Source organism: Rhodococcus sp. O3, from assembly GCF_048897285.1.
Classification (GTDB): Bacteria; Actinomycetota; Actinomycetes; order Mycobacteriales; family Mycobacteriaceae; genus Rhodococcus.
Genome location: NZ_JBMBTE010000053.1, coordinates 22,031 through 36,125 on the forward strand (window position 1 = coordinate 22,031; position 14,095 = coordinate 36,125).

The window sequence follows — 14,095 nt, forward strand, 5'->3', positions numbered from 1 at the left end:
CCGTACGACACGAGTCGAGGATTCCCATGAAGCGTCGATCCGCCGCGCTGCTCACCGCCACCGTCACCGCCCTCGCTCTGACGGCGTGCGGCTCGAACGACACCGGAACCGAATCCGACACCGGTACCGGCTCCGGCGCGTTCCCGGCGACCGTCACCACCAAGTTCGGGGACGTCACCATCGAAGCGCAGCCCGAACGGGTCGCGGCGCTCGGCTGGGGTGACGCCGAGACCGCACTCGCGCTCGGGGTTCAGCCGGTCGCAGCCAGCGACTGGCTCGCGTTCGGGGGCGAGGGTGTCGGCCCGTGGGCGGAGGGGTTGTACACGTCGTCGCCCGAGCTCATCGGCACGCTCGAGCCGTCCTACGAGATGCTCGCCGCGGTGACCCCCGATCTGATCCTCGACACCAAGAGTTCCGGCGACCCGTCCCGGTACGAGTCGCTGTCGAAGATCGCGACGACCGTCGGCGTGCCCGAGGGCAGTGACGCCTATCTGACCTCGCTCGACGATCAGGTGACGTCCGTCGCGACGGCGCTCGGCGTGCCGGAAAAGGGCGAGGAGCTGCTGTCGCAGATCGACGCGGACTTCGCGGCGGCCGCCGCCGAGAACCCGGAGTTCGCCGGCAAGACCGTCACGGTCGCGGCCTACACGTCCGACGGCTGGGGCGCCTACGTCGTCGGCGACTCCCGCGTCGATTTCCTGACCGAACTCGGGTTCGTGAACAACCCGCAGGTGCAGGCCACCGAGACGGACAGCTTCTTCATCCCGGTCTCCGAGGAGAACCTGAACCTCCTCGACGCGGACATGCTGATCGTCCTGCCGATCTACATGCCGTCCGAGGAGGTGACGAACAACGTGCTGTTCCAGCAGATCCCGGCGGTGAAGGACGGCCGGTTCCTGGTACTCGACAGCGACTCGGACATCTCCGCCGCGTTCTCGACGAACTCGGCGCTGTCGGTGCCGTTCGCGCTCGACCAGCTCGTTCCATTGCTCGCCGAACGGGTGCAGTGATCCGGGTTCCCGGTCGAGCGGTGGGTTCCCGGTAGAGCTGTCGTCAGTAGAGCACGGCCCGGTAGGCCTCCTGCCGGGCCGGCTCGAGGTCCTCGTGCTTCAGGTTGTGCTGCTCGGCGAGTATGTCGCGCAGCGACGGCACCGACTCGGGCTCGACCCACGTCTCGGGGTCCCACAGCTTGGCGCGCAGGATCGCCCGCGCGCAGTGCAGGTACGCCTCGTCGATCTGCACGATCACCGCGAGCTGCGCCGGCTTGCCGGACATCGCGAGCTCGGCCAGCAGTTCGGGATCGGTCGACAGCGACGCCCTGCCGTTGACGCGCACCACCTCGTCGATACCGGGTACGAGGAACAGGATTCCCACGCGCGGATTCTCGAGGATGTTGCGGTAGGAGTCGGCCCGCCGGTTGCCGGGGCGGTCCGGTAGCACGAGGGTCTTCTCGTCGGGAAACAGCACCCTGCTGATCAGATCCCCGCGCGGCGAGCAGTCACAGTTGCCGTCCGCGTCGGAGGTCGCGAGCACGAAGAATCGCGCCTGTTCGATGTACTCGCGCATCAGCGGCGTCGTGAACGTCGTGTGCTTCTCGAGGATCGCCGGCGTGGGCACCCCGACGGCCGCTTCGAGTTCTTCGACCGTCTCGATCCTCGTCCGGACGAGTTCGTCGATCCTGCCGGCATCCACAGGCGTCACCTCCGCCCGAGACCGTACCAAGCCGGGAACCTACGGGAGGTCCATGTCCCGGAGCACGGCGACGACGCGGTGGGCCGCCGGGTTCGGGTTGTCGGCGCGCCAGGCCATCGCGATCTCGAGCGGCGGCACCTCGTCCTCGATCGGCCGGTAGACCACGCCGTCCACCCGCACGTGCGTGGTGGAGTCGACGACGACCGCGACCCCGAGCCCAGCGCCGACGAGCGCGAGCAGGCTGTAGGGGTCGGGCGCCTCGTGCACCGTCCGCGGGGTGATCCCCGCCTGCGTGCACAGCGCGAACGTCGCTTCCCGGACGCGGGAGCCGTGCGCCGACGGATACATCACGAACGGGTCCGCGGCAAGTTCGCGCATCGCGATCCGTTCCTCGCCGGCAAGCCGGTGCTGCGCCGGTAGTGCCGCCAGCAGCGTCTCCCGGCGCACGGTCAGCGTCTCCAGGTCGTCGCCGACCGGCAGCGACACGATCCCGAGATCGATTGTGCCCGAGCGGATCAACTCGACCGCCTGCCCCGAGTACGTCTGCGGTCGCAGCTCGAGCGCAATGCCCGGATATGCCTCGGCGACGGCGTTGGTCAGTCCCGACAGCACGGCGTACCCGCCGGCGCCGCCGAATCCGATGCCGACGACGCCGGTCTCCCCCAGCGCCGCCGCCCGCGTCACCGTCCGGCACGCCTTCAGTTGCGTCTCGATGATGCGTGCCGGGGCCAGCAGCGCCGAGCCTGCGGCCGTGAGCCGCACCGACCGCGTCGTGCGCGCGAAGAGCTCGACGCCGAGTTCGCGTTCGAGGGACCGGATGGTCTGGCTCAGCGGCGGCTGCGCGATGTGCAGCCGCTCGGCCGCACGCCCGAAGTGCAATTCCTCGGCGACCGCCAGGAACGCCTGGATCTGACGAATGTCCACGTCACCCCGCATTGTGTGGTGCTGGATATGAATAGCAATCGATTAAGTCTTGGACTCTACATGGTGTGGCGGGTGACAGTGGAGAAGATCCTCGAGCCGAAGGGAATTCCATGAACTACGCGCACCGCGACCCCGCGCTCCGGGCCGTCGTCGACCGGTGGATCGACGACGCGGACCGCACGAACACCGATGCACTGTTGGACCGGTTGGGTGCCGACACCGCCGATCGTCTCGTCCGGCTCGCGGCGATCGCCGACAAGAATCCGCCCGTCCTTCGCCAATTCGACGCCGACGGGAACCGGATCGACCGGATCGACTACCACCCCGCCTACCTGGAACTGTGCGAGGCGGCGTTCGGCGAGTACGGGCTGTCCGCCCTCTCGCACCGGCCCGTCCACGGCTGGGACCGCACTCCCCCGCACGTCGTGAAGTACCTCGCGTCGTATCTGTTCGTCCAGGCGGAGTTCGGACTCGCGTGCCCGGTGTCGATGACCGACGCCGCCGCGCGCACGCTGCGGATGTTCGGGGACCCGGACGTGTTCGGCACCTGGATCGACGGACTCACCTCGACCGGACCGGACCGGTTGACCGGCGCGATGTTCATGACCGAAACCCAGGCCGGCACGGACATCGCGCAGACGGAGACGAGCGCCGAGCGCACCGAGACGGGATGGCGCCTGACCGGCCGGAAATGGTTCGCGTCCAACCCGGACGCCGACGTGATCATCACCCTCGCGCGGTTCCCCGGTGGAGATCCGGTCTCGACCCGCGGAGTCGGAATGTTCATGGTGCCCAAGCATCTTCCGAACGGTGACCGAAACTCCTACACGATCGATCGGCTGAAGGACAAGCTGGGCACCAGGTCGATGCCGAGCGGGGAGGTCACCCTGCACGGCGCCTACGCGCTGCAGGTCGGCGAACTCGACCGCGGGTTCCGGCAGATGACGGAGATGCTCAACACCTCGCGGCTGTCCAACGCGATGCGGTCGGCCGGGCTGATGCGCCGCGCCGTCCGCGACGCCGCCGACCACACCCGCGAACGCGTCGTCTTCGGCAAGCCCCTCTTCGACCAGCCGCTCATGCGCGCCACCCTGCTGCCGCTGCTGCTCGAGGCCGAGGGCGCACTCGCCCTCATCGGCTACAGCGCCGACTGCCTGCAACGCGCCGACGCCGGCGACCCGGACGCCACGACCCTGATCCGGATCCTCACCCCGATCGCCAAGCACTATGTCTGCAAGAGGGCCCGGAGCGTGACCGGGGAGGCGATGGAGATCCGCGGCGGCAACGGCTACATCGAGGAGCGGGACTTCGCCCGGCTGGTCCGCGATTCGCATCTCGGTTCGATCTGGGAGGGTTCGTCGAACGTCATCGCGCTCGACGTCCTGCGCTGCATGCGCAAGCAGAACGCGCACCGCGCACTCGCCGAGACCATGCAGGCCACGCTCGCCGCCCTCGCACCGGACTGCGGGCCCGGGGCGCAGATCCTCACCGACCTGTGGGGTTCGCTGGCGGCGACCGGTGACGATCTGCTCGCCGGCGACGACACCCGCGCGCAGGTCGAGATCGCGCGCTACGCGGATGCGCTCGCGCGGGCCGTCATAGCCGTGCAGCTCTTCGATCTCGCGTCGCACCGCATCGGCCGCTGCGGCGACCACCGGTCGCTGCTCGTCGCGAACGCATACCTCTCCGACCTGCGATCGGAGACCGATACGACTGCGCTGCACCATATTGCGGCGATCGTCGACGGCACTGCCGTCACCGCGGAGACCGCGCGGGCCTCGGCGCCGCGGAACGACCTGACAGGAGCAGCCCGATGACATACCCCACCGGCCCCGCCCCGCTCGCCGGGATCAAGGTCGTCGACCTGTCCAAGATCCTCGCGGGACCGTACGCGACGATGTCGTTCGCCGATCTCGGCGCGGAGGTCGTCAAGATCGAACATCCCGACGCCGGTGATCCGACGCGTCAGTGGGGTCCGCCGTTCGTCGGCGACGACGCCACCTACTACCTGGCGGTGAACCGCGGGAAGAAGTCGGTGGCGCTCGATCTGAAGTCGGAGTCCGGGCAGGAGATCGTGCACCGCATGCTCGAGGATGCCGACGTCGTGGTCGAGAACTTCCGGCCCGGCAGCGGCCTGCAACGGATCTTCGACTACCGCGCGTTGTCCGAACGTCACCCGCACCTGGTCGTGCTGCACATCTCCGCGTTCGGCGAGGTGGGTCCGCGGCGCGACGAGCCGGGCTACGACATGGTCGCGCAGGCCGCCGGTGGGCTCATGTCCCTGACCGGTGAACCCGGCGGCCCGCCGATGAAGGCCGGGTACGCGATGGGCGATCTGGGCGCTGCCCTGTTCGGCACGATCGGGGTGCTCGCCGCCCTCGTCGAGCGGGCCCGGACCGGACGCGGCCAGTACGTGACGACGTCGCTGTTCGAGTGCCAGCTCGCGATGCACGTGAACTGGGCGACGAACCTGTTCGCCGACGGCAAGCGACCGCACGCGCTCGGTTCTGCTCACCCGAATCTTGCTCCGTACCAAGCATTTCCCGCCCAGGACGGATATTTCGTCGTCGCCGTCGGCAACGACGGACTGTGGGACCGGTTGTGCACCGCGATCGGCCGGCCCGACCTGGCCGAACGCACCGAGTTCTTCCGCAATCGCGATCGGGTCGCGAACCGGGAACTGCTCGAAAAGGAACTGACGGACGCATTCGCGGACGGGACGGTCGAGCACTGGGTTGCGGCCCTCGAGAAGCACGGTGTCCCGGTGTCAGCGATCCGCCACCTGGACGAGATCTACGACGACCCGCACACCGAGGCGATCGGGATGATCGGCACGGTCGACCATTCGTCCGGGCCGTTGCGTCAGATCGGCTTTCCGGTCAGTTTCGCCGGCGAACGCCCGCGACTCGGGTCGGCGCCGCCCGCGCACGGTGAGCACACCGACGAGGTGCTCGGCGCGTTGACCACGGACGGCGCCGTGACGTTCGCGTAGCCGGTGACGTTCGCGTAGCCGGCAGGGAGCAGCACACGGCCACTCACGCGCTGTGTGCTGTTCCCTTGCGCACCTTCCGTTTTGCGAGCGCGTTCCGGATCAACCCGGCCGGGGTGGGCGGGACCCAGCCGGCTTGCCGGGCCATGCCGAGGTCGTCGCGATCCGCCCAGTGCTCGACCAATTTACCGTCGGCGATGCGCAGCCAGTGGGTTTGATGCACCGCGAAACTCTTGCCGGTCGGTGCGAAGACTTGATCGACCCGGCCGCGCTCGTCGTAGGTCACGAACGGCCCGACGTGCCGGGCCGTCATGACGGTATCGAGGACGACGACATCGTCCTCCTCCACGGCGTGGACGACTTCGTGGTGGAAGTCACCGAAGGCTTCACGCAGCCACAGAGCGGTGGCATACAACCCGTCCGGACCTGGGACTCTCGCTGCGGGCGGCTCGGTCCGGGACTCCCGGTTGGTCGCCTCGGGTGCAACGAGCCGGTCGAAAGTGTCGCGATCACCGTCGGCCATCATGTGCATGAAGCGCGCAGCGACGGACTTGTTCTCCGTGGGGGGAGTCGCGTCGGCGACGTCCGGGACGGATGGGACCGAAATGGAATGATTGATGTTCACGGCGGCTCTCCCTGCCGTTGAATGAAGAATTGGATACAGTGAGTCAGTATCCAAATACAAGTATGGACCCGCGATGCCGAAAGTCAATGGGAAACGTCGCTACGATGCGTCGGGGCGCCGAGAACGCGCGCAACAGACGCGTCTCTCGATCCTGCGGGCAGCCCAGGACTTGTTCGAGGATCGCGGGTACCGCCCCACGACGGTGACAGCGGTGGCCCAGCGCGGTGGTGTGGCACCCGAAAGCGTCTACAAGATCTTCGGAACCAAGGCAGGTTTGGCGAAGGCCGTGTTCGACTACACGATCGCCGGGGACGACGATCCGGTGCCCGTCATCGAGAGGCCCGAGACGAAGGCGATCTTCGCCGAACCGGATGTGCGGCAAAAGATCACGATGTATGCGGACCAGATGGCCGCCCGGCAGGTTCGCTCGGCCAGGATCCAGTTGATGCTGCGGGACGGCCGGCACGGGCAGGAGGACCTCGAGGAGATCTGGAGGCGCCTCGTCGACGAGCGCCTCAACGGGATGACCATGCTCGGACGCCATCTGCTCGAGACCGGCCAGTTGCGCCCGGGCATCGAACTGGACGAAGTACGCGACGTCCTGTGGACCTATATCGCGGTCGATCTGTACGAGTTGCTGGTGCTGAGCCGGGGCTGGACCGTCGAGCGGTATGCGCAGTGGATCGCCCGCGCGATCATCGCCGCACTCACGTGAATACGGTCCGGTTCTTCCGGGCACTCAGCGCCGGAACAGCTTGTTGCCCAGCCAGACGATCGGGTCGTAGCGCCGGCCCGCGACGCGTTCCTTCATCGGGATCAGCGCGTTGTCGGTGATGTGGATGTTCTCCGGGCACACCTCCGTGCAGCACTTGGTGATGTTGCACAGGCCCAGACCGTGCTGATCCTGCGCGGCGTCGCGGCGGTCGGCGACGTCGAGCGGGTGCATCTCCAGTTCGGCGATGCGCATGAGGTAGCGGGGCCCGGCGAACGCCGACTTGTTGTCCTCATGGTCGCGCACGACATGGCACACGTTCTGACACAGGAAGCATTCGATGCACTTGCGGAATTCCTGCGAGCGCTCGACGTCGACCTGCTGCATGCGGTACTCCCCCGGCGCCAGGTCGGGTGGCGGCGTGAACGACGGGATCTCGCGGGCCTTCTCGTAGTTGAACGACACGTCGGTGACGAGGTCGCGGATGATCGGGAAGGTGCGTACGGGAGTGACGGTGATCGTCTCGTCCGGGTCGAAGGTCGACATCCGCGTCATGCACATCAGCCGGGGCTTGCCGTTGATCTCGGCCGAACACGAACCGCACTTGCCCGCCTTGCAGTTCCAGCGCACCGCCAGGTCCGGGGTCTGGGTGGCCTGTAATCGGTGGACGACGTCGAGCACGACCTCGCCCTCGTTCGCTTCGACGGTGTAGTCGTGCAGGTCGCCGCCGTCGGCGTCGCCGCGCCACACCCGGAAGGCCGCCTGGTAGCCCATGTCAGGACCTCCGTCCCGGATGATCGGCGAGTTCCTCGTCGGTGTAGTACTTGCCCAGTTCGTCGATGTCGAACAACGCGAGCAGATCCGGCCGCATCGGCTGTTGCCGCTCCGGGGTCACCGTCACGTCCGGGATGGATCTGTCGCCGCCGTCGGTGCGGCACACGAGCAATGTCCGCCGCCATTCCGCGTCCATCGAGGGGTGGTCGTCTCGGGTGTGCCCGCCGCGACTTTCGGTGCGCAGCAACGCTGCTCGCGCCACGCACTCGCAGACCAGCAGCATGTTGCGCAGGTCGAGCGCGAGATGCCATCCGGGGTTGAACTGCCGGTTGCCCTCGACCGCGACGTTGCGGATCCGTTCGCGCAGCGTGGCCAGTTCGGCCAGGGCCCGTTCGATCTCGTCGGCGCGGCGGATGATGCCGACCAGATCGTGCATCGACTGCTGCAGCTCCGCGTGCAAGGTATACGGGTTCTCGGCGCTGTCCGGGGCGGCCGGATCGAACGGCGACAACGCGGTCCGCGCGGCCGCGTCGATGGCGGCGTCGGTCGCACGCGGCCGTTCGGTGAGCCCCTCCACGTAGTCCGCGGCCCCGATCCCGGCCCGCCGCCCGAACACCAGCAGGTCCGACAGCGAGTTGCCGCCGAGCCGGTTGGATCCGTGCATGCCGCCCGAGCATTCCCCGGCGGCGAACAGGCCGGGCACCGACGCGGCTGCGGTGTCCGGGTCGACCTCGATACCGCCCATCACGTAGTGGCAGGTGGGGCCGACCTCCATCGGTTCCTTCGTGATGTCGACGTCGGCGAGCTCGAGGAACTGGTGGTGCATCGACGGCAGCCGCCGCACGATCTCGGCGGCCGGCATCCGGGAGGCGATGTCGAGGTACACCCCGCCGTGCGGGCTGTCGCGACCGGCCTTGACCTCGGAGTTGATGGCGCGGGCGACTTCGTCGCGGGGCAGCAGATCCGGGGTGCGGCGGTTGTTCTCCTGGTCCTCGTACCAGCGGTCGGCTTCCTCCTCCGTCTCGGCGTACTGCCCTTTGAACACGGGCGGGATGTAGGAGAACATGAACCGCTCGCCCTCGGAGTTCTTGAGGACCCCGCCGTCGCCGCGCACCCCCTCGGTGACCAGGATGCCCTTCACGCTCGGCGGCCAGATCATGCCGGTCGGATGGAACTGGATGAACTCCATGTTGATCAGCGCCGCGCCGGCTCGCAGCGCGAGCGCGTGACCGTCACCGGTGTACTCCCACGAGTTCGAGGTCACCTTGTACGACTTGCCGATGCCACCGGTCGCAATGACGACGGCCGGCGCGTCGAACAGCACGAACCGGCCGGATTCACGCCAGTATCCGAACGCCCCGGCGATGCGGCCGGACTCGTCGACGAGCAGTTCGGTGATCGTGCACTCGGCGAACACCTTGACCCGAGCCTCGTAGTCGCCGTGCGCGGCGTAGTCCTCCTGCTGCAGCGACACGATCTTCTGCTGCATGGTCCGGATCAGTTCGAGTCCGGTGCGGTCACCGACGTGCGCGAGCCGCGGATAGGTGTGCCCACCGAAGTTGCGCTGGCTGATCCGGCCGTCGGGGGTGCGATCGAACAGCGCCCCGTACGTTTCCAGTTCCCACACCCGGTCCGGGGCTTCACGGGCGTGCAGTTCGGCCATCCGCCAGTTGTTGAGGAACTTCCCGCCCCGCATCGTGTCCTGGAAGTGCACCTGCCACGAATCGTGCGGGTTGGCATTGCCCATCGCGGCGGCGCAGCCGCCCTCGGCCATGACGGTGTGGGCCTTGCCGAACAGCGACTTGCACACGACCGCGACGCGCAGGCCGCGTTGCCGCGCCTCGATGACTGCGCGCAGGCCCGCGCCGCCCGCCCCGATCACCACGACGTCGTATTCGTGCCGTTCGACCTCCGGCATCGCTGCCCTCCCTGTCCCCTGGTGCCCCCGACGGTGCCGTCAGCCGACGAACCGCAGATCCGAGATGGTGCCGCTCGCGACGAGCATGATGTAGCAGTCCGTGATGATCAGCGTGCCCAGCGTGATCCACGCGAACTGCATGTGCCGCGTGTTCAGTTTCGAGATGAAGGTCCAGATGCGGTAGCGCACCGGATGTTTCGAGAAGTGCTTGAGCCTGCCGCCGGTGACGTGCCGGCAGGAGTGGCACGAGAGCGTGTATATCCACAGCAGGATCACGTTGACCACGAGGATCACGTTGCCGAGGCCGAACCCGAATCCGCCAGGGCTGTGGAACGCGACGATCGCGTCGTACGAGTTGATCACCGAGATCACGAGGGCCGCGTAGAAGAAGTAGCGGTGCACGTTCTGCAGGATCAGCGGCAGCCGCGTCTCCCCCGTGTAGCGGGCGCGCGGTTCGGCGACCGCGCAGGCCGGCGGCGACAGCCAGAACGACCGGTAGTAGGCCTTGCGGTAGTAGTAGCAGGTGAGCCGGAAACCGAGCAGGAACGGCAGCGACAGGAATGCGAGCGGGATCCACATGGGTAGCTCGCCCACCCACACCCCGAAGTGGCTCGATCCGGGGACGCACGAGGCGCTGACACACGGCGAGTAGAACGGCGTCAGGTAGTGGTAGTCGTCGACCCAGTAGGCGGTGCGCACGAACGACCGGATCGTGGCGTACACGACGAAGATCGTCAGGCCCAGAACCGTGAGCAGCGGGGTCAGCCACCAGCGGTCGGTGCGCAGCGTTCGGTCCGCGATCCTCGCCCGGGTCGCGGAACGAACACCGGTGGCCGGCGGGGCGGTCACCGCTCCCCGTGGAGTCCGCCGAGTCCTTCGTCGTCGACGTCGACGCCGCGGAACAGGCTCTCGTCGTACGGCGCGTCGGGAACCGGGATGCGCTCACCGGTGTGCCCGCGCACCTCGGCCGGCGGTGCGCTGTCGAGTTCCTTCGCGTCGATGTCGAGTCGATCGAGATCATTGGCCAGACGCTTGACCGCAGGGGCATCACCGTAGCGCGAGCGCAGTGATCCGACGCATTGCCGCAGGTGACCGATGGTGCGTTGCAGGTCCTGCATTTCGGTGGTGGACATCCGAACCTCCGAGCGGGCGGGTCGGCACGTCGGGCCGGCCGACACGATGTGACGACATTCACAGTACGACAAACCTGGCGTCCCATCGGCGGGTTCCCCGCAATCGTCACCGCGCGCCCGTTCCGTCTCTACCATCGCGGCAGCAGGTGGAACGGGAAACGGGGGTACCGGCGTGAAGGAAGCGAACGCGATCGTCGTCGGCGGCGCATCGGGGATCGGCTGGGCGACGTGCCGCCGGCTGCACGCGCGCGGAACACAGGTGATCGTGGCGGACGTGAACGCCGACGCCGCGCTGCTGCGCGCCGGTGAACTGGGCAACGGTGCCATGGGGCGGCACGTCGACGTGCGGGACGAGGACAGCGTCGAGCGCCTGTTCGACGAGATCGCGTCCGAGTTCGGGGACATCGGCACGGTGGTGGACTGCGCCGGGCTCAGCGTGCCGGGCGCGATCACCGATCTGAGTCTCGAAGGCTGGCGCACCACTCTCGACGTGTGTCTCACCGGTGCGTTCCTCGTGGTCAAACACGCGGGCCGGCGGATGGTCGACGGCGGCAGCATCACACTCATCGCCTCGCTCAACGGCCGCCAACCGGGCACCGGGATGGCCGCGTACTGCTCGGCGAAAGCCGGCGTGCTGATGTTGACGGAGGTCGCGGCGCTCGAACTCGCGCCCCGGCGGATCCGGGTCAACTCGATCTCCCCGGGCCTCGTCGACACGCCACTGGTCGCCGGGGTGTCGCTGGTGCCCGGCCTGACGGAGGACTACCTCGAGAACACACCGCTCGGCCGCAGCGGACGTCCCGAGGAGATCGCCGAGGTCGTGGCGTTCCTGGCGTCGGATGCAGCGGCGTGGATGACCGGGGCGAACATCGACATCAACGGTGGGGCCCACACCCGCCGGTATCCCGACCTGCTGGCGCACCTGGCGGCTATGTCTCCGTGACGGTCAGGCCCGGCATCACGTAACGGCGCAGAAACCGCAGCACCGCGGCCGGATCGTCGGGCTCGAGGGTTGCGCCGGGCACGGTGGCGATGCTGATCAGCACCCGCGCAACCCATTCGGCTGCCTCGGCAGTGTCGATTCCGGGATCGATCTCGCCGCGCTCGGCCGCCGCGACGAGATAACGGCTCCAGAATTCGGCCAGGTGCGGAACGAGTTCGTGGACGCCGGCGCCCGCGCACGCCGCGAACTCCTCCGGTTCGTCCGTGCGCAACCGGATCGCGAGCGCACCCGGGTCGTCGTACGCGGACCGGCCGATCCGCACGCCCGCCGCCAACTGCTCGACGAGTGAACCGCATTCGGCGAGGGTCGCGTGCGCTCCGGCCCAGTAGGCGGTGTCGAGGCGGACGATGACGCTGCCGACGAGGGTCGCCTTGTCCGGGAAGTGCCGGTACAGCCACCCCCGGGACACCCCCGCCGTCTCGGCGACCTCGAGCACGGTGGTCGCGCGGATCCCCTTGTCCCGCAGGCATTTCTCGGCGGCATCCAGCAACCGTTCCCGCACCGTCGTCGCTTCGGCTTCCGTGCCCATCGCGCCTCCGCACCGGTCCCGGTCCGGTGCCGGGACACGACCGCGACGATACCCGCAGTAGACAGTTTTCGAGATCTGTTCACACCGAGGGGAAACATGTTCTAGATTGGCGGCACCGCGCCGGAACCGCTCCGGCAGCAGGATCGAGGAGCTGACGCATGCCGGCACCGACCACGGCCGTCATCGGAGCAGGAATCAGCGGGCTGACGACCGCAAAGATGCTGGGCGACTACGGCATTCCGTACACCTGCTTCGAGACCTCCGACCGCATCGGAGGCAACTGGGCATTCGGGAACCCGAACGGTCACAGCAGCGCCTACCGGTCGCTGCACATCGACACCTCGAAGCATCAGTTGTCCTTCAAGGACTATCCGATGCCCGACGAGTATCCGGATTTCCCGCATCACACCCAGATCAAGGCATACCTGGACGGTTACGCCCGCGCGTTCGATCTCGAGAAGAACATCGAGTTCCGCAACGGTGTGGTGCACGCCGAACCCGTCGAGAGCGGCGGCTGGGACCTCGACCTCGAGGACGGCAGCACCCGGCACACCGACTTCCTCGTCGTCGCCAACGGCCATCACTGGGATCCGCGGATGGCGGAGTTCCCCGGCGAGTTCACCGGCACCGAAATCCATTCCCACCACTACATCGACCCGCAGACCCCGCTGGACTTCACCGGACGGCGCATTCTCGTCGTCGGCCTCGGCAACAGCGCCGCGGACATCGCCGTCGAACTCTCGTCGAAGACCCTCGGCAACGAGGTCACCCTCTCCACCCGGTCGGGTGCGTGGCTCGTGCCGAAGTACATCGCCGGCAGACCCGCCGACAAGTACTACCGCACCAGCCCGTACGTTCCGCTCGCGTGGCAGCGCAAGGCCGCGCAACTCGGCCAGCCGCTCCTGTCCGGCCGCCCCGAACGGTACGGTCTGCCCACCCCGAATCACCGCTTCTTCGAAGCACATCCGACACAGTCGGTGGAACTGCCGCTGCGCCTGGGTTCCGGTGACGTGACGCCGAAACCCGATGTCCGCCTCCTCGACGGCCGGACGGTGCATTTCGAGGACGGGACATCCGGCGAGTTCGACATCATCGTCCACGCCACCGGCTACAACATCACGTTCCCCTTCTTCGACGAGGACTTCATCAGCGCGCCGGGCAACCGCATCGACCTGTACAAGCGGATCTTCGCACCCGGCATCGACGATCTCGCGTTCGCCGGGTTCGCACAGGCGACCCCGACACTGTTCCCGTTCGTCGAATCCCAGGCGCGGCTCATCGCCGCATACGCGGCGGGCCGCTACCGGCTGCCGCCGATCGCCGACATGCGGCGGGTGATCGCCGAGGACCAGCAGAAGTACACCGGTCACATGCTCGACCGGCCGCGGCACACCCAGCAGGTCGACTACTTCCTCTACGAGCACGACCTGCGCACCCGCGAAATACCGGAGGGTGCCGCCCGCGCGGATCTCGTGGCCGCCGCACCGCCCGACGACCGGTGCCCGCCATCCACCGAATCGTCCTCCTACCGCAGCGTCGCCTTCGATTCGTCCGGAACCCCGTGCGACGCCTGGTATTTCCGCGCCACCGACGACCGCCTCGCGAACGACCGGGGCCGGCCGATCGTGGTGATGGCACACGGGCTCGGCGGCACGAAGGACTCCGGATTGCAGCCGTTCGCGCAGCGGCTCGCCGACGCCGGACTCGACGTGTTCGCATTCGACTATCGCGGGTTCGGCTCCTCGGGCGGCGCGGTGCGTCAGCGCGTCGACGTGGCCGATCAGCTCGACGACTAC

Annotated in this window: 14 protein-coding genes and 1 pseudogene; 7 read left to right on the forward strand and 8 right to left on the reverse strand. The window is 67.9% G+C overall.

The genetic code is table 11. From position 1 onward, the window contains the following. Window positions 1–26 precede the first annotated feature (26 nt). The gene (locus ACN675_RS16110; protein WP_420751800.1) at window positions 27–1,010 is read left to right on the forward strand and encodes an ABC transporter substrate-binding protein; all 984 of its coding nucleotides are present in this window, start codon (window positions 27–29) and stop codon (window positions 1,008–1,010) included. A 43-nt stretch (window positions 1,011–1,053) separates the two neighbouring features. Here the strand turns inward: ACN675_RS16110 and ACN675_RS16115 are convergent, their stop codons facing one another. Both ACN675_RS16115 and ACN675_RS16120 read right to left on the reverse strand, forming a co-directional pair. Next, window positions 1,054–1,692, reverse strand: a complete 639-nt coding sequence (locus ACN675_RS16115; RefSeq protein WP_420751801.1) for a pyridoxamine 5'-phosphate oxidase family protein — start codon at window positions 1,690–1,692, stop codon at window positions 1,054–1,056. Between the two features lie 39 nt (window positions 1,693–1,731). After that, on the reverse strand, window positions 1,732–2,616 hold the full coding sequence (locus tag ACN675_RS16120; protein WP_420751802.1) for a LysR family transcriptional regulator: 885 nt from the start codon (window positions 2,614–2,616) through the stop codon (window positions 1,732–1,734). A gap of 110 nt (window positions 2,617–2,726) precedes the next feature. Between ACN675_RS16120 and ACN675_RS16125 the strand changes: the two genes are divergently transcribed. Together ACN675_RS16125 and ACN675_RS16130 are read left to right on the forward strand one after the other, a co-directional pair. Further along, window positions 2,727–4,433, forward strand: coding sequence for an acyl-CoA dehydrogenase family protein (locus tag ACN675_RS16125; protein ID WP_420751803.1), 1,707 nt, complete (start codon window positions 2,727–2,729; stop codon window positions 4,431–4,433). Then, on the forward strand, window positions 4,430–5,608 hold the full coding sequence (locus ACN675_RS16130) for a CaiB/BaiF CoA transferase family protein (protein ID WP_420751804.1): 1,179 nt from the start codon (window positions 4,430–4,432) through the stop codon (window positions 5,606–5,608). Before ACN675_RS16125 ends, ACN675_RS16130 begins: the two co-directional genes overlap by 4 nt. 43 nt (window positions 5,609–5,651) lie before the next feature. On the opposite strand, the gene ACN675_RS16135 is transcribed toward ACN675_RS16130, so the two are convergent. Beyond that, window positions 5,652–6,137 (reverse strand): ester cyclase, encoded by a 486-nt coding sequence (locus ACN675_RS16135; protein ID WP_420751813.1) that lies wholly within the window; start codon window positions 6,135–6,137, stop codon window positions 5,652–5,654. Between the two features lie 166 nt (window positions 6,138–6,303). Here ACN675_RS16135 and ACN675_RS16140 point away from each other — a divergent pair, with 166 nt between their 5' ends. Continuing rightward, complete coding sequence (locus ACN675_RS16140) at window positions 6,304–6,945, forward strand: TetR/AcrR family transcriptional regulator (RefSeq protein WP_420751805.1); 642 nt, start codon at window positions 6,304–6,306, stop codon at window positions 6,943–6,945. Window positions 6,946–6,969: 24 nt separating this feature from the next. On the opposite strand, the gene ACN675_RS16145 is transcribed toward ACN675_RS16140, so the two are convergent. From ACN675_RS16145 to ACN675_RS16160, 4 genes are read right to left on the reverse strand one after another with little or no spacing between them, the layout of a single operon-like run. Next, complete coding sequence (locus ACN675_RS16145; protein WP_420751806.1) at window positions 6,970–7,716, reverse strand: succinate dehydrogenase/fumarate reductase iron-sulfur subunit; 747 nt, start codon at window positions 7,714–7,716, stop codon at window positions 6,970–6,972. Window position 7,717: 1 nt separating this feature from the next. Next, on the reverse strand, window positions 7,718–9,634 hold the full coding sequence (locus tag ACN675_RS16150; RefSeq protein WP_420751807.1) for a fumarate reductase/succinate dehydrogenase flavoprotein subunit: 1,917 nt from the start codon (window positions 9,632–9,634) through the stop codon (window positions 7,718–7,720). A gap of 39 nt (window positions 9,635–9,673) precedes the next feature. After that, on the reverse strand, window positions 9,674–10,483 hold the full coding sequence (locus tag ACN675_RS16155) for a hypothetical protein (protein ID WP_420751808.1): 810 nt from the start codon (window positions 10,481–10,483) through the stop codon (window positions 9,674–9,676). Continuing rightward, complete coding sequence (locus ACN675_RS16160; protein ID WP_420751809.1) at window positions 10,480–10,767, reverse strand: hypothetical protein; 288 nt, start codon at window positions 10,765–10,767, stop codon at window positions 10,480–10,482. Before ACN675_RS16160 ends, ACN675_RS16155 begins: the two co-directional genes overlap by 4 nt. A gap of 172 nt (window positions 10,768–10,939) precedes the next feature. On the opposite strand from ACN675_RS16160, the gene ACN675_RS16165 reads away from it, so the two are divergent. After that, window positions 10,940–11,710 carry an SDR family NAD(P)-dependent oxidoreductase gene (locus ACN675_RS16165; RefSeq protein WP_420751810.1) on the forward strand — a complete coding sequence of 257 codons (771 nt, stop codon included), beginning with the start codon at window positions 10,940–10,942 and terminating at the stop codon, window positions 11,708–11,710. On the opposite strand, the gene ACN675_RS16170 is transcribed toward ACN675_RS16165, so the two are convergent. After that, window positions 11,697–12,299 carry a TetR/AcrR family transcriptional regulator gene (locus ACN675_RS16170; protein WP_420751811.1) on the reverse strand — a complete coding sequence of 201 codons (603 nt, stop codon included), beginning with the start codon at window positions 12,297–12,299 and terminating at the stop codon, window positions 11,697–11,699. The genes ACN675_RS16165 and ACN675_RS16170 overlap by 14 nt on opposite strands. 158 nt (window positions 12,300–12,457) lie before the next feature. Here ACN675_RS16170 and ACN675_RS16175 point away from each other — a divergent pair. Together ACN675_RS16175 and ACN675_RS16180 are read left to right on the forward strand one after the other, a co-directional pair. Continuing rightward, window positions 12,458–13,765: pseudogene (locus ACN675_RS16175) on the forward strand (flavin-containing monooxygenase); the annotation flags it as partial. Between the two features lie 162 nt (window positions 13,766–13,927). Continuing rightward, a partial coding sequence (locus tag ACN675_RS16180) for an alpha/beta fold hydrolase (protein ID WP_420751814.1) occupies window positions 13,928–14,095 on the forward strand: 168 nt, incomplete at its 3' end.